Here is a 19,118-nt window from a genome sequence, read left to right as displayed (position 1 = left end):
CGGGGTCCGGAGCACCCATGGCCGCAGACCACCCGATACCACCATCGTTGGCAGAGCCGCCTGCCGGCGCGGTGACCGCCACCGCCTCCACACAACCGGAGACGCCGGCGTCGCCGCCTGCTGCGGTGACCCTGTGCGAGCGGCTTGTCAGGCTCCGGCTGCCACTGCTCGTTCCGATCCTGGCGCTGCTCGGCGCGGCCGGCTGGTTTGCCGCGACCGAGGTGCTCGCCCGGTTGAACTTCGCTTATCCGGCCGACCGGTGGACCACCGCCTGGGCGGCGGCCCTGGCGGTCGCGCTCCCTCTTGGGCTGGCAACCTGTGCGCTGGGCGGCCTCTGGATCCGGCTCGTCGCCGGCTGGAACGGCGGCCGCGCCGATTTCAGACTCTCGCGAACCATCTGGGGGTACGCCGCCGGGCCGGCCGCCCTGGCTGTTCTGGCTGTCGAGGTGGTCTGGATGCTGCGCTACAGGTCAGCCTACTTCACCCGGCCCGTCCATCCGGAGACAATGGTGGCGCTGGATGCCGCCATCGCGGTCGGGCTCCTCGCCACGCTGGCCTTGGCCGGCGGCGGCACCGTCTGGATCCTGTCGAGCCGGCCGGTCCCGACGCTGCTGCTGCTGGTCGCCCTGCCGCTCGGCGTTGCCGGCGTCGGCTACTTGGCGGTCCAGTCGGGGATGAGGTACCGGGAGGTGCAGGCTGCGGCCCGGCTGCGGGAGGCGACAGCGCAGTTCGGGCGCAACGAGACATACGGCGCGGAAAAGAACCTTCGGCTCGCCGTGGACTGGTCCGGCAGAGCCAGCCGCGATCTCCAGCGGCGGGCCTGTCTCCATCTCGGCGTATTGCTCGAAAACCGGGGGGAAAAGGCCCGAGCGGCGGCGTGGTACCGCCGGGCGCTGGAACTGGCGGATCCCGGCAGCGCTGCCGCGACCGCCACCCGCGGCGCTCTCCTGCTCCTGGAACAGCGCACCGCGGAGGCCGTCCAGTGCTTCGACCGGGCGTTGGAGCTGGACCCGGATAACCTGTCCGCGCACAATAACCTCGGGCTCATCTACCTGGGCATCAAAGGAGACACCGCTGCTGACCCGGTTCGGGCGCTGCCGCACAACCGGGCCTGCCACCGACTGAGTCCCTGCCCGGCCACGGCTTATCATTTGGCTTACAATTACTTCCGGCTGGAGCGCTGGGCCGAGGCCCGCCCCCTGTTTGAGGAGCTGTGGGCCACGTCCGCCGACGACGATGATTATCGCTATTACCTGGGCATCTGCCAGTTCCGGCTGGGCGACCAGCAGGCGGCTGACCGCCTGCTCACCGCCAAGGACTACCGGGTCTACGGGCAGTCTCTGGCCGACGCGGGTCGGGCGAGCGAGGCGGAGCAGGTCCTGTTGCTGGCGCTGGAGCGGGTCGGTCTCCCCGAACGCCCGCTTCGGATGGCCGTCCTCGAGAGCCTCGCTGCTACGGCCATGCTCAATTCCGACCCCTCGGGCGCCCAGCGGTACTACCGTCAGGTCCGGGACATGTGCCCGTCCGGCAGCCTCGACCGCTTCCGGATCGACGGTGAACTGCACCTGCTAGCTCGCCAGCCGGGCCTCGCGCTGCAGGACTTCTCGCGCTGTCTGGAGCTGGACGCCGCCAACCTGGAGGCGCACACCGCCCTCGGCCGCATCCTGCTCGGCGACGAGGACGAACGGCTGGCCGACTACGCGCTCGCTCTCACGCACACCGAGAAGGCGTTTGCCCTGGAGCACAACGCCGACACCCGCTGGAATCTGGCGCGCAACTACTACGCGCTGGAGCGCTGGGCCGAGGCGCTGGTGCTGTTCGAGGAGTACGTCGCGGCCTATCCGCGGAACGCGGACGCCAAATATTATCTCGGCATCATTTGCTACGAGCTCGGCGACCTGGGACGCGCCCAGAGCCTGCTCATCGAGGCGGTGGCGCTGGACCCGGAGCTGCGGGACGAGGAGGTGGACGCGATCCTCCGCGAGACCGGCAACGACCAGGACCAGGGGAAGACCTGATCAGAGTTTCGACTTGAAGAAGCCCGCCAGCAGGCAGATCCCCTCTTCGATCTTGGCGGCATCCTCCTTGGCGAAGGTCAGCCGGAGGGTGTTCCGGCCCGCCCCGTTGACGAAGAACGGCGCGCCGTGGATAAACGCCACCTTCAGCGTTTGGACCGCCTCCACCGCCAGCGGCTCGGCGTCGAGTCCGGCGGGCAGGGTCAGCCAGACGAACATCCCGCCCCGCGGCCGGGTCCAGGCGATCTCGGCCGGCATGTGCCGGTCCAGCGCCGCCAGCATCACCTCGCACTTGGCGGCGTAGAACCGCCGCACCTCGGCCAGGTGGCGGTCATAGAGACCCCGCTTGCAGTACTCGTAGACCAGGCGCTGGTCCAGGCTGCTGGAGCACAGGTCGGCCGCCTGTTTGGCCAACTCCAGCATGCGGATCACCGGCGGCGGGGCGGCCATGAACGCGGTGCGCAGCCCGGGGCTGACCACCTTGGAGAACGAGCTCAGGTAGACCACCTCCTCGCCGCCGGGCAGGGCCCGCATCGCTCGCAGTGACTCGGGCGTCACCCCGGGAAAATAGAGTTCGCCGTACGGGTCGTCTTCGACCACCAGGATGCCGTGCGCGCGGGCCAGCTCCAGCACCGCCGCCCGGCGCGCCGGCGTGATGGTGATCCCCGACGGGTTTTGAAAGTTCGGGATGACGTACAGCAGTTTGATCGTCCGGCCGGCGCCCCGGAGGGCGGCGATGGTCCGCTCCAGCTCCTCGGGGACGATGCCGTCGGCGTCCTGGGCCACGCCCACCATCTCGGCCAGCGTGTTGCGGAAGCAGGCCAGCGCGCCGATGTAGCTGGGCAGCTCCACGAGGACCACATCACCGGGGTCGAGCAGGACGCGGCTCAACAGCTCCAGCCCCTGCTGCGAGCCGGAGGTGACCATCAGCCCGTCGTCGGCGGCGCGGATGCCCCGCCCGGCCAGCATGGTCACGAGCTGCTGCCGGAACGCCTCCAGGCCCCGGGTGACGCCGTACTGGAAGATCTGGTAGCCGTCGGTCTCCACGATGTCGTCCATGATCCGTTTCAGGTCGGCGTCGGGAAACGTGGCCGGGTTCGGCACGCCGCCGGCGAACGAGATCACGCCCGGCTGGTTGATCAGTCCGGCCATGCGGCGGATGGGGCTCGGCTGCATGGCCCGGGCGCCGCGCGAGAAGAGGCGGTCAAAGTCGGTCATGGCGTTCGCTCCGGAGTCGGGATGGGATCGCCGGGCGATCCGAAGGGCTATTCTACCAGAAACACGCGGCGGCGGCAGCCACGGCGAGGGATCGGTTTTTCGGCTTGACGGCGGCGCGCGCGCCGTCTTTAATGGGGAGCGGAGGGCCGGCCATGCTGACGCGGCAGGAATTCGAGGAACTGGTGGACCAGGCGCTGGAGGAAATTCCGGCGGAATTCCTGGAGAAACTCGAGAACGTGGAGATCCTCGTCGAGGACGAGCCGTCGCGCGAGCTGCTGCGCGAGGTGGGGATCCGCGGCGGCGGCTCCCTGTTCGGGCTCTACCAGGGCATCCCCGAGACGCGGAAGAGTGCCTTCCACCTCTTCCCCATGCCCGACCGGATCCTTATCTTCCGCCGCCCCATCCTGCGCGCGTGCCGCACGCCGCGGCAGGTGGTCCGGGAGATCCGCAAGACGGTCATGCACGAGGTGGCCCACCACTTCGGATTCTCCGAGGAGCGGCTACGGGAGCTGGGCTACGGGTAGCCCGACGGTCTACAAGGCTCGCCAGGGCGCCAAGACGCCGGGCAAGTTTTTGTTCTCGTTTCAAACTCAGGACACTCTGCCGGATCTGACGCGATTAATGAAACAGGAGCGAACATGAACCGAATGAAGGACCGGATCGTCGTCATCACCGGCGCCAGCGCCGGCATCGGGCAGGCGTGCGCCGAGCGTTTCGCCGCCGCCGGGGCGCGGCTGGTGCTGGCCGCTCGCCGCGCGGACCGTCTCGAGGCGATGGCCGCGGGACTGCGGGACGCGGGGGCCGCATCGGTGGACGTGTTCACCCTCGACGTGCGCGACGCCGCTGCGGTTGCCGCCTTCGGCGACGCGCTCGAAGCCCGCGGCCTGGTGCCCCACGTGCTGGTGAACAACGCCGGTCTGGCCGCGGGACTCGACAAGCTCCACGAGGGGTCTGTCGACGACTGGGACCGCATGATCGACACCAACGTGCGCGGGCTGCTGCTCGTGTCGCGCCGCCTCATCCCGCCGATGCTGGCGGCCGGGCGCGGCCACGTCATCAACATCGGCAGCATCGCCGGCCGGCAGGTTTACCCCAATGGCAACGTGTATAACGCCACCAAGTTCGCGGTGCGAGCGCTGACCGAGGGGATGAACATGGATCTGTACGGCACGCCGCTGCGCGTCTCATGCGTGAGCCCCGGCCTCGTGGAGACGGAGTTTTCCTTGGTGCGGTTCCACGGCGATGCCGGCCGGGCGGCCCAGGTCTACGCGAACACGCAGCCGCTCACGCCGGCGGACATCGCCGACGCGGTCCACTATGTGGCCAACGCCCCCGAGCATGTGAACGTGCTCGACATGATCGTGCTCCCCACGGTCCAGCGCAGCGCCACCATGCTGCTCCGCACCACGCCGTAGTCCCCTCCTGCCGCCGGCGGACTTTCGCCGCTTCTCCGGTTCGTGAATTCGTTTGCCGTCGCCTCAGTCCAAGGGGATCGCGGGGACGGCGCTCAGAAACTGGAGCGACGTGTCGCCGAACAACTGGAACACCAGGATCCCGTCGGAGTACGAGAGGTTTTCGACAATGAGATATCCCCCGAACAAGCTGGTCAACCCGGGCATCACCTGGTGAAGCAGGCTGACTATCCGCTCCTGGCTGGAAAGGACCACGATCCGCGTGTCCAGCAGTTGACCGTTCTGGTCGTAGGCGGTGACCTGCACCGGCACTTCGCCGCCTGCGGTGGTCTCGGGGTTGACGATGGCGATCCCGGTGAAGTAGGACACGGCGCCGATGGTGCCGTTGGCGATGTGCCCCATCAGAAACCGGCTGTTGCCGGCGTCCTGGAGCGGCAGGCTGGAGACGAACGCGCCGCTCGTCCCGCCGAACGTCACGCTCCCCACCACGCCGGGGGAGCTGCCGGGATCGGCCCGCAGCCAGCCGGTTACCGCGCCCGTCAGACCGAACAGCTCGGACACGTCCCACGACTGCTTGCCGTGGGCCGGAAGTGTCGCGTCGGCGGTGCCCAGTTCCGTGCCCGTGTCGTCGAAGAGGGTCAGCGCCACCGTCGCCGCCTCGATGCCTGTGTTGACCAGGTCCAGCCGGCAGTCGTAGACGATGCCGAAATCGCCGTCGGCCACGTGGGGCGCGTAGAGCGTCACCGCGTCGGCGGCGGTGGGCATGGCCGCCAGGCAGGCCAGCGCTGAGCCGTCCCCGAACAGCTCCACACCGAGCAACGCCCGGTCCGATTGGACCTGAATCGAGTCCGCCGACGTGAACGACGGGAAGATGGTCGCCGCGTCGAGGACGCGGCGCGTCCGTCCGCCCAGCGTCACCGCGTAGGTGTCGCGGCTGGCCCCGTCGGCGCCGTACAGCGTGAGCACCGCCTGCGCCTGCTCCCGGTTCGGGTTGATGAGCAGGAGTTCCGTGGCATGGCCGGTTGCGTCGTCCAGCACCGGGAAGGCGAGTCCGGTGCGGGCGTCGCGCACGTCCAGCAGGCGGGTGCCGTCCAGGTACTGCAGGTCGTCGCCGTTGTTCGCCAGCCACATCCCGTGCATGTTCTCGTTGGTCAGGAAGCCGCGCACCCACCGCCCGGCGTGGTCGGCGTCGCTGCCCAGCAGCGAGCCGTCGGTGAGGTAGCGGGCGTACTGCGCGCCGGCGGAGATGGCGGCGGTCACCGCCCGCACCGGGTTGCCCAAGGCGTCGTCGTAGAGGTCCAACGTCAGCAGACCGCTGGCGTCGTCCAGGTTGACCACCGAAAACGACAGGTGCCGGCTGCGCGGGAAGTGGAGCACGCCGATGCCGTGGTCCTGCACCACCGCCACGCCCTGCCGCGACGAGATCCCGCCGTAGGCGGTCCCGCCGGCCACCGAGAGCACCTGGTCGGCGTCCAGGGTTACGCTGCCGTTGAGGGGATCCACTTCCACGTCCCCCCGGATGTCGATGGAAAACGCAAACGCCAGCGAGCCGGCGGTGTCGGTGGTGCAGAGTGCCAGTTTGTAGTAGTCGGAGAAACCTACCAGGGCGTCCGGGCCGTTCTGGCCGTCGAAATTTTCCGCCAGCACCGCCGACGGCGTCTGCTGGAAGAAGACCTTCTGCCCGTGGCCCGGCGCGAACGCACCGCCCGCGCTCGCCAACAGCACCTGGATCGCCTTGTCGCCCTGCGCCGCCAGGACCAGGTCGGCCAACCCGTCGGCGTTGAAGTCGGCCGACTCGATGTCCACCGGACCAGCGCTGATTCCTGCCACTTCCGTCGGGGTGAATCCCCCGGCGCCGTCGTTGAGGTACACCGACACCGAGCTCGCCACCGCGTTGGCCACGGCGACGTCAGGTTCCGTGTCACCGTCAAAATCGCCGGTCGCGAGCGCCTGCGGGCCCTGGCCCGTGGCGTAGCTGACGGTGGTGGTGAAGTCGGACCCGAACATCAGGTTCAGCGTGTTCGTCGCCGCCTCGCAGAACACATAATCGGATTGCCCGTCACCGCTGATGTCCGTCACCAGCGAATCGGTGGGCACGCCGGCCAGCTTCAGCTGCACCGCCGGCGCCGCTTGGCGGAGCACGGCCGCCTTGCCGACGCCGAAGAGCTGGGTCCATTCGAAGATGTGCAACGCACCATCCGCACCGCCCAGGAGCACGTCAGGCCGGCCGTCGTCCGTCACGTCGGCGATGTCCAGAGTCTGCGGCTGAAAGTCCGTCATCAGCCACTCCACCCGTGAGAAGGCTCCGCCGGGCAAACCGAAAGCGATGTACATCCGCTGCTGCCCCGCCGCGATGCTCAGCAGGTCGGTGAAACCGTCCTGGTTGAGGTCCACCTGGTCGAAATCCAGCGTGTCGGGGTTCAGCAGCGACGCAGCCGGCGGCGGCCCCGGGTGGACCTCCGTGGCGGTGAACAGGTGCGCGCACGACGGCTGGAATGCCACCGGTAACCCGGTGCCGTCGGCCTGCCGAAAGGCGCAGACGCTGACGGTGAACGCGTTGTCAAACAATTCGAACTGGTATGACCGCAGGTTCATGTAGAACATCGTGTCGTGTTGGGCGCCGATGTAGTCCGGGCCCCAGTTGCTGAACTCGTCGGCCGGCCAGACGCCCGCGCCCAGCCCCATGGCGAAGCCGATGAAGCGGCCGGGTGCCGAGGGCGTCCAGCTGGCCGTGCTCTCAGTGATCCGGACGAGGATCTCGAGCTCCCCCTCCATGTAGCGGAGCAGTTGCACGGCGTGGGGGCCGATGGTCGGCAGCAACGGATTGCCCGGCACCGGCGCAAAGGTGCCGTCCTTTTTCGGGGCGAATTCCACCACGGCCAGCGAGGGCGTCCATTCGCCGGCGCTGGGCATCGGGGCGGTGGTGGCCAAGGTGCCGTCGGCCAAGGACGTCCCCAGTCGCGCTCCCGGCGGCAGCGAAATCCGGATCACCGCCGGGTTCGACGCGGTGACGTCGGCGAACGCCGCCGGGTCGATGGCGAACACAAGGAACGACGCGGGCAGAATCTGACAGGGGCTGTCCTGAAACACCTTGCCGGTCCGCGTCGAGTCGAACAGGACGCCCACCGTGCCCGCGGGCGTGACCGAACGCGAGACCAACACCATGGGACTGGCCGAACTGGTCACCACGTTCGGATTCATGCCGTGGGGCCGGGTGATCGTTTTGATGATGAAATTCTGATCGCCCGAGCCGCACAAACAGCCGTTGAACCGGGTGGCTTCCTTGTCCGGGATCAGGGCCCGGATCTGCCACGGTCCGCCGAGGGCGGCCGCCGCGATCAGATAACCGCCCTTGCCCGCCTGCAGGCTGGCCGGATCCCAGCGCAGCTCGAACGCGCCGGCGGTCTGGTTCTCGATGACGCGGAAATTCGTGGGCGGCAGGGTCTGGGACGACAGGAAATCCCCCTCGGCGTGCCGCGTGTTCAGGTATGCCAGCAAGGCGTCGTCGGAGCACGACAGCGCATTCCAGCGCAGTTCCAGCCCGCCCCCGGCCTCCAAAGCGGTGAGCTGGCTGAACGTGGCCGGCACCTCGCCGGACAGGGCATTGCCATACAGCCACAGATAGCGCAGCAGAACCAGGTTCCCGATTTCCTCCGGAATCGGGCCCGTCAGGTGGTTGTACCCCAGGACCAGGTACTCCAACTGGGCCAGATTGCCCAGCGCGGGAGGGATGTCGCCCTCGAAGGCGTTGCCGTCCAATCCGAGGAACCGCAGCTCGGTGAGGTTGCCCAGCTCCGGCGGGATGGGGCCGCTGAACTGGTTCCACGCGGCGTCGATGTGCTGCAGGTGGGGCAGCGCCCCGAGATAGGCGGGGAACGGCCCGGCCATCTGGTTCCCCACCAGCTCCAGATTCACCAGATTCGCCAAGCCGCTGAAGCTGTCGGGGATTGGACCCGCGAACTGGTTCCAGCTCAGGCGCAGTTCCAGGAGCTGACTGAGCTGGCCCAGCGTGTCGGGCAGCGACCCGCTCAGCTGGTTCCCCGTGAGATCCAGCAGCTGCAGGTTCGCCAGATTGCCCAGTTCCGGCGGGATGGATCCGTACAGGCGATTGCCTCCCAGATAGAGGTAGCGCAATTGGGTCAGTCCGCCCAGGGCCGCCGGGATGGATCCGCTGAGATGGTTCTCGCCCAAGTTCAGAGTGAGCAGGTTGGCCAATTGGCCCAGTTCGGGGGGGATGGGACCGATCAGATGGTTGCTCGACAGATGCAGCTCCTCGAGCAGAGTCAGATTGGCCAGCGCCGCCGGGATGTACCCGGTCAAGGTGTTGTCGTACAGTATCAGGAAACGGAGTTCCGTCAGGCCTCCCAGGCTCTCGGGAATCGGTCCGTCCAGACGGTTGGTGCCGACACTGAGCCACCGCAACTGGGTCAGCCCCCCCAGTTCGATGGGAATGTTCCCCGTCAGATGATTCAGCGAAACATCGAGCGCCCGGAGCGCCGTCAGGTTGCCCAGTTCGACGGGAATGGGACCCCCCAGGTCGTTGTCGCCCAAATCAAGTTGGACCAATTGTGACAGCCCGCCCAGTGCCGCCGGGATGCCGCCGGACAGCATGTTGCCGCGCAGCGACAGCTCGCGGAGCGCGGTCAGGTTGCCCAATTCAGCAGGGATGGCGCCGCTGAGCCGGTTCTCATCCAGAAACAGGATTTCCAACTGGCTCAACGCGCCGATGTTCGCAGGGATCGGACCGCTCAGGAGGTTATGAGTCAAACCAAGTGCCCGGAGCCGGTCCAGGCTGCCCAGCGTGGAGGGGATGGGACCGGTGAGCTGGTTGTAACCCAGCATGAGGACCGCCAGTTGCGACAGGTCGCCCAGCTCGGGCGGGATCGCGCCCGCCAGCCGGTTGCCTGAAAGGTTGAGGCTCTGGAGCTGCGACAAGTCGCCCAGCGTCGCCGGGATGGAACCCGTGAGGCTGTTCTCGGACATGTAAATCTCCCGCAACTCCGTCAGCGACGCCAGCGCCGCGGGGAGGGGGCCCGACAGGTTGTTGCCGTTCAGATACAGGGCGATTACGTGGGAGCCGGCGTCGTCGCACTGCACGCCGAACCAGGAGCACTCGGTGCCGGGTGCGCCCAGCCAGTTGTCCCGCTGCGTCCAGCTGTCGCCTCCCGTGGCGGTGTACAGCGCCAGCAGGGCGTCACGCTCCGGTTGGGGGATGGCCGCCTGAACGGAGGCAGTCAGCGCGAGTGCGGCGAGCAACAGGCCCCATTTACTCATGGCCGTTCTCCTGGAAGTTGTCTATCAAATTATTATCGGCCAAAATCATGGTGGAGTGTCTGAATATTTTGCACCAGCCGGTCGGGATCGCGCGCGCCGGTGACCATCTTGTATAATGGCATCATTCCGGATGCGGGATCCGAATCTGACACTGCGGCGGCCGCGCCAACCGGCGCCGCGACTCGGGCAAACCCGGAGGCCCCGTGGGATCGCTGACCATCCTGCATCACGACCACCACTGCGTAGCGGTGCTCAAGCCGGCGGGCCTGCATGTGCATCCCACCGCCGAATCTCCCGGCGAGGCGTCCTGCCTCCAGCGCCTGCGCAGCCAGCTCGGCCGGTGGGTGTACCCGGTCCACCGGCTGGACCGCGCCACCTCCGGCGTGCTCCTCTTCGCCCTGACCCCAGAAGCCGCCGCCGACCTGGCCAGCCAGTTCCGGGAACACACCCCCGCGAAGGACTATCTGGCCGTGGTGCGCGGGTTCACCCCGGCCGGCGGCCGGATCGATCATGCCTTGGGGCCTCGGTCCGGGCGGCCGGCCCTCCCGGCCGTGACCGAGTACCGCCGCCTGGCGACGCTGGAACTGCCTCGGCCCGTGGGCCGTCTGCCCAGCGCCCGTTTCTCGTTGGTGGAGGCGCGGCCGCGCACGGGGCGGCGGCACCAGCTCCGGCGTCACTTTCACCATGTGAGCCACCCGATCATCGGCGACACCACATACGGCGACGGTGTCCAGAACCGCTTCGTCCGGTCCGAATTCGGCCTGGCCGGCCTCCTCCTTTTCGCCCGCCGCCTCGCCTTCCGCCACCCGCACACGGGCGAACCGGTCGCCGTGGAGGCGGCGCCGCCCGCGGTCTGGGCTCCGCTCCTGGTCGCTTTCGGCTGGACCGGCGATGCGCCCGGCGCCTGAGGCGGATTGGTTCTTGCAAAACTCCGGCGCGCTCCGTAGAATACCATCACGTCCGATACGAGACGCCCATCCCTGCGGAGGTGCGCGCATGGTTCGCCACGGCGACGAGAAAGAAGAGGCTTGGGCTCAACAGGAAGAGAAACTCCGTCTGGAAAAGATCGCCGCCCGGAGGCGGACCGAAGAACGCCAGCGGCTGAAGGATCTCCACTATATGCATTGCCCCAAGTGCGGCGACACGCTCCACACCGTCGACCTCGAGGGATTGGAGATCGACGAGTGCCCCTGCTGCCACGGCATCTGGCTGGACCCCGGCGAAATTCACCAGTACGCCGCGCTGTCCGCGGAGAAGAAACAAAGCTTCGGCCAGCAGCTCCTGGCCCTGTTCGCGAAAAAAAAGAACACGAAGTGACCCGGTTCGCCGGTTAGCCCCGGGTGTTGGAGCGAATGAATAACCGGATTGTCATCATCGACGACGAGACCACGCTGCTGGAATTCCTCCAGACCCAGCTCTCCTCCCGCGGCTTCGAGGTACACACGGCGACGGATGGCCAGGCCGGCTTCGAGCTGATCCAGCAGGTCAAGCCCGGCCTGGTGGTCACCGACCTCCTGCTCCCGAAGATGAACGGCTTCGATCTCTGCCGCCGGATCAAGCAGGATACCGATCTGGCCAGCATTGCCGTGATCATGATGACCTCCATCTACAAGAGCGTGAAATACCAGTACGAGGGGATGCGCTACGGCGCGAACGATTTCATCCACAAGCCATTCGAGCTGGAGGCGTTTCTCGAAAAGGTTGGCCGCTACGTCGAGGCGGATCAGCCGCGGCCGGCGGCGCGCAAGCTCTCGCCTGCCGCCCAGGCGGGGCTGGACGCCCTGCGCCGCCAGTTCGCCGCCGAACTGCCCTTCAAGGCCACCGAGATCTCGGTGTTTTGGGAAAATCTTCTCCAGGAATGGGCGCCCGAAGTGGCCGGCGAGCTGTACACCCGCGTGCACAACCTGGCCGGCACCGGGGCCTCCTTCGGCTTTCCGGCGGTGAGCACGCTGGCCCGGGAGCTGGAGGAACTCCTCGACCCGTGGCGCCGGAGCGACCGGCCGCCGCCGGCCGCCGACGCCGCCCGGATCCACAAGGCGCTCGGCATCCTGTATGAAGTGGCCACCAACGTGGTGATCGAGTGATTCACCGGCCGGCCCCCCGACCGGCCGCCGAGGAGAGGGTATGAGTTCGGACAGCCTCAAGCGGATCCTCGTCGTGGATGACGACTCGTCGGTGCGCGACCTGGCCAGACTGGCCTTGGCGGAGGTGGGCGGTTTCACCGTGCGGGTGTGCGCCTCGGGCGCCGAGGCGATCGCCGCCTGCGGCGAATTCCGTCCCGACCTCGTGCTGCTGGACGAATTCATGCCGGACCTGGACGGCCTGGATACCTTGCGGGCGCTCCGCGAGCTGCCAGACACGGCGCAGGTGCCGGTGGTGTTTCTCACGGCCAAAACCGGCGGCGCCGACGTCCGGCGCTACCGCAACGCCGGTGCCGCCGGGCTCATTGCCAAGCCGTTCTCCCCGCTGGCGCTCTCCGATGAAGTTCTCAAGATCTGGACCTCCCTGACGCCGTCCCGCGACTGATCCGCCGAACCCCGCCCCGCGGAAGATCCACCACCCGTTCATGAGACTCGAAGGCTGTCGAATGAGAACCTCGCACTATCAGCCCAAGGCTGCATGGATTGTCTGATATTTCAACAGGGCTGGCCCCCGGGGAGACGGGTATCCCGCGAGGAATCAAGAGCCGGAATGAGCGGTAGTCATCGGCGCAGCACATTCGGAGTCTGATACCCCTTCGAAGTGACGGCTGTTGGTGGAGGGCCGTCAGCCTGGCCGGGGCCGGTTCTTCGCTGCTCAGGGCGTTTCCGTCCACACGTCTTGGGCGGGGTGGCCTCCCAATCTGCGGATTATATTGAATATATTGATAATAATAGCGATATGGTGATTAATAGGCAGAGGCTGCCGATGACAATTTCATTCATGTCGCCATGGACGGTTGACCGTTCCGAATCAAAAATCTATAATGCGGAAGACGGACTAACCTTCTGATGGAATTGATGCAACCCGCCCCGACCGGGCAGGAGCGCACGCGGGATGAGACGAATTCGCAAGAAAGTCTCGAAAACGGCGGGGCATACCCCGAAGCGGTCGGATTCTGTATCGACGTCTGCCGATCGCACCCTGCCGGAAGCGACCCGCGCTCCGAAGGCGGGAGGACGCCCGATCAAAGCAAAGGACCTTGCAGCCGAGAAAGACCGGACCTCTGCGGGCGCGGGCCGAAGGACTCAGACCGCCGGCCCCGCCGCGAAAGCGGCTGCAAAGCCCAAGGCGCCCCCGAAGACCGCCCCGGTCCGGCGATCTGCGAAGGCCGTCCTGAAAGAGCGGGAGGCCGCTCAACGGTTCCAGACGATATCTACGACTGTTCCGATCGAAAAAACCGGGAAGGTGAAACAGGCAGGGGCAGGCCCGAAAGCCAGCCGGCGACCGGCACGGCCCGAGATCACGCCGCCAACGACGTCACCGGAAACGGTACTCTGCGAGGCGGACACGACCCCCGTTCAGCCCTTGGCGTCTGCGGCCGACCAACCGCCCAACGCATCCGTAAAGACGACTCCGCCTGAAACCGTCCCGCCGGAGGCCCCGCCGGCGGCGGAACCAGTGGTGTCGCCGACTGCCGCGCCGCCGGTGGAACCACCGAAGGCCGGTCCGTCGAGACTGCGCCGACGGGCCGCTGCCGTCGACGAGGCCCGGGAGGCGGAGGCCCTGCGCCGGCCCGTGCGCCGGCGGACTCGGCGCAGCGACCACCCCGACGACTTCGAGTTTGTCCGCCTCAATGTGCCGTGCCAGTGGGCCTGCCCGGTGCTCACCGACGTGCCCGACTACATCTTTGCCATCGCCGGCGGCGACCGCGACAAGTCGTACCTCATCAACCGGGCCACCAACCTGATCCCAGGCGTGCTGGGCCACGTCTGTTCCCGACCCTGCGAGGCGGCCTGCCGCCACGGCGAGCCCGACCTGGGCGAGCCGGTGGCCATTTGCCATCTGAAGCGCGTGGCCGCCGACTTCCGCAACCAGGACCATCAGTGGCCGGACCGCCTGTTCCCCGATTCGGGCTGCACCGTGGGGGTGGTGGGCGGCGGGCCGGCCGGACTGGCCGCCGCCCAGTTACTGGCCGCGCTGGGCCATGGCGTTACGGTCTATGAAGCCATGCCCAGGCTGGGGGGCATGCTGATGTATGGCATTCCCGTGTTCCGCCTGCCGCGGGAGTTGGTGGAAGCCGAGATCGGCCGCCTCCTGGACTCCGGGATCATCGTGAAGACCGGCGTCCACGTCGGGCATGACATCACCGTGCCGGAGCTGCTGGCGCGTCACCAGGCGGTGGTGCTGGCCACGGGCACAAGCTTGGCGCGGGGCCTGGCCATCCCCAGCGGCGATCTTCCCGGGGTCCACAGCGGCCTGGATTTCATGATGAACGTCAACGACGGTCGTCCGCCAGCCGTGGGACGGCGCGTCGTGACGATCGGCGGCGGATTCACCGCCCATGATTGCGCCCGCTCGGTGCTGCGCCTGGGCGCCGCGGAGTCGTACCTCTGCGTTCGGACCACCGAGGAGGACCTCTGGGTCACCCGGGAGGAGATCCTCGAGACCAAGCGCGAGGGCGTCCGCTACCTGAACCTGGTGTCCTCGATGCAAATCGCAGGCTCCGACCGGGTGGAGGGCGTGGTGTTCGCCCGCAACCGCCTGGGACCCGTGGGCAAATACGGCCAACGGATGCCGGTGGCCATCGAGGGCTCCGAGTTCGTCTTCGCCGCCGACATGGTCATCGCTGCGACCGGCCAGTATGCCGACACAACCCTGGCGGCCGCCGCGTTTGGCGCCGCACCCCGCTTCGATCCCCGCCACGGCACCTGTGAGGTGCCGGGCCTTTTTGCCGCGGGCGACTTCTGCACCGGCGCGGCCACGGTGATCGAGGCCATGGGCCACGCCCGCCGCGTGGCCCAGGCGGTGGACGAATACCTGACCGGCGCGCGGCGCCTGCGCCGGGTGGTTCGGGTGCGGCCGTCCGCCGACACTCCCCGGCCGAGGGCCTGGGACTTCATCCCCCGCGCCGACATGCCCATGCTCGCCGTGCCTCAGCGCTTGGCCGCGTTCGGCGCCGTGGTGAAGACCGGATTTCCGGCCCCGGTGGGGGAGCGGGAGTCCCACCGTTGCTACCTGTGCCACATGAAATACGAGATCCGGCTGGCGGACTGCATCGCCTGCGGTTTGTGTGCCGCCGTCTGCCCCCGCGACTGCATCGGCCCGGCCGCGGCGGCCGGACCCGGGATGCCGCCCGTCTGGACCGAGCGCTGGGATGAGGCGGCGGCGGTGGTGATCGACAGCGTCCGGTGCATTCGGTGCGGCCTCTGCCTCCGGGTGTGTCCTACCCGCTGCATCGAGGTGGAGCGCGTGGAAATTGCCGACGTCGCGGCAGGTGAGTGAGCATCATGGAACCGACCATGACGGGATCCAGGGTGAGGCGAAGGGCCAGCGGAACGAGCGGAGTGACACGGTGAGTCCGGAACATTTTGTCATCATCGGCAACGGCGCGGCGGCCAATCGGGCGGCGGACGTGCTGCGTCGGGGCGACAAGGATGCCCGGATCACGCTGATCTCCGACGAGTTTTTCCATTTCTATCACCGCCACCGCCTGGCCGACTATCTGGCCGGCACGGCCGGTGAGGACGACCTGCTGGTTCGCACCCCGCAGCACTACCAGAAGCACCGGATCCGCCTTCGCCTCGGCCAGCGCGTCACCCGGGTCGATCCGCAGGAGAAGGTGCTTTACCTCAAGCATATGGAGAAGGTGCGCTACACGCGACTGTTGCTCTGCACCGGCGGCAAGCCGCGGCTGCCGGAAATCTATTACGCCTACCGGGCGTGCTTCACCACCGTCAAGACCCTGGCCGACGCCCGGCAGCTGCGGGAGCGCCTCGACGGCATCCGCGATGTGGTGGTGGTGGGCGGTGATCTGGTGAGCGTCCGACTGGCCGGTGCCTTGGTCCGCCTGGGCAAGGCGGTCACCTTCCTCGTGGACGCGGACGCCTTCTGGCCGCTGGAGCTGACCCCCGAGCGACGCGCCGAGTTCGCCGAGCGGCTCACGCGGGCGGGAATCGACGTGCGGCTGGATGACGCCCTGATCCACGTGGAGCCGCTTGCGTCGGGCGGCTATCGCGTAACTACCCGGGCGGGGGAGCGGTTGCGGGCGGATATGGTGGGCGCGTTCTTCGGGCTGGTGCCCGATGTGGACTTCCTGTTGGGCACCGGCCTGGACGTCGATCGCGGCCTGCTGGTCAACGAGTACCTGAAGACCAATCTGCCGGACATCTATGCCGCGGGCGACTGCGCCCAGGTCTACAATCCGGCGTTGCGGAACTACTGGGTGTCCATCGGCTGGCCCAACGCCGAAAAACTTGGCGAGGTGGCCGCGCGCAACCTGCTGGGACAGATGCAGCCGGCGGGGCAGGCGCCCGCCAGCGCCCTGGAGTATGAGGGCATCGTGGTCAACACCTGCTGGTGGAGGCGGATGTGAAGGGGTCGCGCCGTCCCATTGCCGGCGACCTGGTGGTCTGCTTCTGCGGGCGGGCCGGTGACGGCGCGCGCGCAGCCGGACGGGTGCTGGCGCGCGCGGCGGCGGGTCTTGGACTGCACGCCCGCCACGCGGCGGCGTTCCCGGCGGAAATCCGCGGCGCCGGAAAGACGCTGGCCTATACTGCGATCACCCGCGAGCCGCTGCGCGGACCGTGCGAGCGGGTGGACGTGCTGGTGGCGCTGAGCGACCCGCTCACCATCCCGGAGCTGCCCCGCCTCAACGCGGACGGGCTGGTCCTGTACGAAAACAATCCGCCCGGCTACGTCGCTGAAGACATGGCCGTCGCCGGCTACATCGCGCCGGGGATGTTCGGCTATGGCGTCCCGTTCCGTGATCTGGCGGCGCATGCGGAGAGCTTCGGCCGCGGCCGCAATTTCGTCGCCCTCGGCGCAGTGGCCGCCCTGCTGGATCTGCCGGCCGCCGCCTTCCCACCGGCCGTCGCGGACCATTTTGCGGGACAGGCGGAGACGGTCCGGGACGCCGCCCTCCGTTCGTTCGAGATGGGATTCGAATACGCCCGAACCCGCCTGGTAGCCACCCACCCGTGGCGGGCTCTGCCGGCGCCCGACGAACGACCGGCCCTGGCGCTGGTGACCGGAGCCGCGGCGATCGCCGCCGCCTGTGCCGCGGCGGGCGTCCGGCTGGTGGCGTTTTATCCCGTGACGCCGGCGAACCGGATCCGCGCGGACCTGGAACGGTTGCCGGCGGACGAGCGGCCGGTGCTGGTCCTGGCAGCCGACGCCGCCACGGCGGCGGCGCACGCCTACGGCGCCGTCGCCGCCGGCCGGAGCGCCGTGGCGATCACGGTCGGTTCCGGCCTGGCCGCGACGGGCCCTCTGCTGGACCAGGCAGCCGCAGCCGGCCTGCCGCTGGTGGTGGTGCACGTTCAGACCGCGGGACCGGCGGCGGCGCTGGGCACCTCGACGGGGCAGGGGGATCTGCTGGCCGCGGTCCATGGTCTGAACGACGTGCAGCGGCCGGTGCTGGCGCCGGCGTGCACTGCTGACTGCTTCGATGCCGTCTGCCTGGCGGTGTGGCTGGCCGCGCGCTGGCGGACGCCGGCGGTGGTGCTGGCGGACTTTCTCCAACTGGAGCGGGGCGAGACAGTCGGCTGGCCACGGCCGCTGCCCGACGCGGCGGCGGCGTTGGCGGCGGCGACACCGGCGCCGGACGAATCCTGGGCGCCGCCCGGCACGCCCGACGGCGAGCGTCTGGTGTCCGCCGGCGGGCCCGACAAGCGGAGCGGCGCCACCGAAGCCGTGGCCTCGTGCCCGATCGCCGTGGGGCTGCACCGCGGCCGCCTAAACGCACTGGCCGCCGGCTGGACGCCGCCCGAGACGTTCGGCGACGACGGGCCGCTCGACTTGGGACTGGTCGCCTGGGGCGCCGCCATCGAGCCGGCGCGGGAGGCGCTCCGCGCCGCCGCCGCCCGCGGCCTGCGCGTCGGCGGCTGCTTCCCCCGGCTGGTTTGGCCGCTCCAGCGGCCGGCGCTGGCGGTGTTTGCGGCGCGCTGCCGGGTGCTGGGCGCAGCGGAACTCAACGCCTCGGGACAGCTGGCGGGGCTGCTGGAGCACGCCCTGGCCCGCCCGGTGGCGCGCCTGGGACGGGCGGGCGCCGAGCCGCTCACGGAATCGGAACTCCTGGCCGGCATTGCGGAGGCCATGCCGCCTGCCGAGGCGAAGGGGAAACGCCATGAGTGACCACGAGCGCGTCAATCCCATCATGGGGACGGAGCTGGCCCGTCAGATGGAGCGGGTGCGGCGCAGCGGCGAGCTGGGCTATCGCTCGGCCCAGCCGGCCACCTGGTGCCCCGGCTGCGGCTACCATGGCGTGGCTCTGGCTCTGACCCGCGGAGCGGCGGCGGCGCAGGTACCGCCCCACCAGTTGGTGTTCGTCGCTGGGGCGGGATGCGCGGCGTGGATGCCCCGCAGTCTGCGGGGGTACGGCATCGAGGCGCTGGCCGGCACCGCGCTGGCCGTGGCCGCCGGCGCCAAGCTGGCCCGACCCGACCTGACGGTGGTGGCCGTGGGTGGCGATGCCGACATCCTGGCCTCCGGGGCGGGCGGACTGTTCGCAGCGGCGGCCCGGAACCTGCCGGTGACCACGCTCATTGTGGACAACGGCCGCTGCGGGCTGATCCACGGCCTCCCCTCGCCCGTCGGCGCCGCGGATCCGCTGACGACGGCGCTGGTGGCGGGCGCGACGCTGGCCGGCCGCGGCTGGGCCGGCAAGCCCGATGTCTTGGGCGACGTCATCGCCCGGGCGCTGCGCCACCCCGGCTTTGCCGTGGTGGTCGCGGTCAGTCCGTGCATCACCTACGACATGGAGCGGCTCACCTGGGACCGACTCTACGAGGCCTGGCAGCCGGTGCCCGCCGGGCATGATCCGGCCGACCGCGCCGCGGCGCTGGCGCTCGCCCGACGGGAGCCCTACATCCACGGGATTCTGTACGAGAGACAATCAGTAGATAGTTAAAAGTTTAAACGTTTGACTGTTTGAAGGTTCAACCATCGGAATACCAAATACTTTTAAACCTTCCAACCTTCCAACCTTCCAACCTTCCAACCTTCCAACCTTCCAACCTTCCAACCTTCCAACCTTCCAACCTTCCAACCTTCCAACCTT

General features: G+C 68.5%; 13 protein-coding genes. 11 read left to right on the top strand and 2 right to left on the bottom strand.

The window, feature by feature from the left end; genetic code table 11:
• Positions 1-17: 17 nt before the first annotated feature.
• Complete coding sequence (locus GX414_03350; GenBank protein ID NLI46120.1) at positions 18-2,018, top strand: tetratricopeptide repeat protein; 2,001 nt, start codon at positions 18-20, stop codon at positions 2,016-2,018.
• Here GX414_03350 and GX414_03345 read toward each other — a convergent pair whose 3' ends face one another.
• On the bottom strand, positions 2,019-3,233 hold the full coding sequence (locus GX414_03345) for a PLP-dependent aminotransferase family protein (GenBank protein NLI46119.1): 1,215 nt from the start codon (positions 3,231-3,233) through the stop codon (positions 2,019-2,021). It abuts the gene before it with no gap.
• A 152-nt stretch (positions 3,234-3,385) separates the two neighbouring features.
• Here GX414_03345 and GX414_03340 point away from each other — a divergent pair, with 152 nt between their 5' ends.
• Both GX414_03340 and GX414_03335 read left to right on the top strand, forming a co-directional pair.
• On the top strand, positions 3,386-3,757 hold the full coding sequence (locus GX414_03340) for a metallopeptidase family protein (GenBank protein NLI46118.1): 372 nt from the start codon (positions 3,386-3,388) through the stop codon (positions 3,755-3,757).
• Between the two features lie 114 nt (positions 3,758-3,871).
• Complete coding sequence (locus GX414_03335; GenBank protein NLI46117.1) at positions 3,872-4,648, top strand: SDR family NAD(P)-dependent oxidoreductase; 777 nt, start codon at positions 3,872-3,874, stop codon at positions 4,646-4,648.
• 63 nt (positions 4,649-4,711) lie between these two features.
• Here GX414_03335 and GX414_03330 read toward each other — a convergent pair whose 3' ends face one another.
• Complete coding sequence (locus GX414_03330; GenBank protein ID NLI46116.1) at positions 4,712-9,919, bottom strand: hypothetical protein; 5,208 nt, start codon at positions 9,917-9,919, stop codon at positions 4,712-4,714.
• 203 nt (positions 9,920-10,122) lie between these two features.
• Between GX414_03330 and GX414_03325 the strand changes: the two genes are divergently transcribed.
• The 8 genes from GX414_03325 to GX414_03290 all read left to right on the top strand — a co-directional run bounded on the left by GX414_03325 (position 10,123) and on the right by GX414_03290 (position 18,968).
• Positions 10,123-10,827 (top strand): pseudouridylate synthase, encoded by a 705-nt coding sequence (locus GX414_03325; protein NLI46115.1) that lies wholly within the window; start codon positions 10,123-10,125, stop codon positions 10,825-10,827.
• Positions 10,828-10,915: 88 nt separating this feature from the next.
• The gene (locus GX414_03320; protein ID NLI46114.1) at positions 10,916-11,236 is read left to right on the top strand and encodes a hypothetical protein; all 321 of its coding nucleotides are present in this window, start codon (positions 10,916-10,918) and stop codon (positions 11,234-11,236) included.
• Positions 11,237-11,271: 35 nt separating this feature from the next.
• Positions 11,272-12,003, top strand: a complete 732-nt coding sequence (locus GX414_03315) for a response regulator (protein ID NLI46113.1) — start codon at positions 11,272-11,274, stop codon at positions 12,001-12,003.
• 40 nt (positions 12,004-12,043) lie between these two features.
• A complete protein-coding gene (locus GX414_03310; GenBank protein ID NLI46112.1) occupies positions 12,044-12,445 on the top strand; it encodes a response regulator in 402 nt (133 codons plus the stop codon).
• Positions 12,446-13,522: 1,077 nt separating this feature from the next.
• Positions 13,523-15,343, top strand: coding sequence for an FAD-dependent oxidoreductase (locus GX414_03305; GenBank protein ID NLI46111.1), 1,821 nt, complete (start codon positions 13,523-13,525; stop codon positions 15,341-15,343).
• A gap of 70 nt (positions 15,344-15,413) precedes the next feature.
• Positions 15,414-16,433, top strand: coding sequence for an FAD-dependent oxidoreductase (locus GX414_03300; protein ID NLI46110.1), 1,020 nt, complete (start codon positions 15,414-15,416; stop codon positions 16,431-16,433).
• Positions 16,430-18,193: a hypothetical protein gene (locus GX414_03295; protein NLI46109.1), complete on the top strand. Its 1,764-nt coding sequence runs from the start codon at positions 16,430-16,432 to the stop codon at positions 18,191-18,193. Before GX414_03300 ends, GX414_03295 begins: the two co-directional genes overlap by 4 nt.
• The gene (locus GX414_03290; protein ID NLI46108.1) at positions 18,186-18,968 is read left to right on the top strand and encodes a hypothetical protein; all 783 of its coding nucleotides are present in this window, start codon (positions 18,186-18,188) and stop codon (positions 18,966-18,968) included. The genes GX414_03295 and GX414_03290 overlap by 8 nt, the downstream gene beginning before the upstream one ends.
• Positions 18,969-19,118 lie beyond the last annotated feature (150 nt).

The organism is Acidobacteriota bacterium (genome assembly GCA_012517875.1).
GTDB lineage: Bacteria > Acidobacteriota > JAAYUB01 > JAAYUB01 > JAAYUB01 > JAAYUB01.
This window is presented reverse-complemented; position numbering and strand designations above follow the sequence as displayed.

What these genes read in the sequence shown, in the direction of transcription:
- GX414_03310 (NLI46112.1), top strand. Translation starts at nt 12,044, where the DNA reads ATGAGTTCGGACAGCCTCAAGCGGATCCTCGTCGTGGATGACGACTCG.
- GX414_03330 (NLI46116.1), bottom strand. Translation starts at nt 9,919, where the DNA reads ATGAGTAAATGGGGCCTGTTGCTCGCCGCACTCGCGCTGACTGCCTCC.
- GX414_03350 (NLI46120.1), top strand. Translation starts at nt 18, where the DNA reads ATGGCCGCAGACCACCCGATACCACCATCGTTGGCAGAGCCGCCTGCC.
- GX414_03340 (NLI46118.1), top strand. Translation starts at nt 3,386, where the DNA reads ATGCTGACGCGGCAGGAATTCGAGGAACTGGTGGACCAGGCGCTGGAG.
- GX414_03315 (NLI46113.1), top strand. Translation starts at nt 11,272, where the DNA reads ATGAATAACCGGATTGTCATCATCGACGACGAGACCACGCTGCTGGAA.
- GX414_03320 (NLI46114.1), top strand. Translation starts at nt 10,916, where the DNA reads ATGGTTCGCCACGGCGACGAGAAAGAAGAGGCTTGGGCTCAACAGGAA.
- GX414_03290 (NLI46108.1), top strand. Translation starts at nt 18,186, where the DNA reads ATGAGTGACCACGAGCGCGTCAATCCCATCATGGGGACGGAGCTGGCC.
- GX414_03345 (NLI46119.1), bottom strand. Translation starts at nt 3,233, where the DNA reads ATGACCGACTTTGACCGCCTCTTCTCGCGCGGCGCCCGGGCCATGCAG.
- GX414_03335 (NLI46117.1), top strand. Translation starts at nt 3,872, where the DNA reads ATGAACCGAATGAAGGACCGGATCGTCGTCATCACCGGCGCCAGCGCC.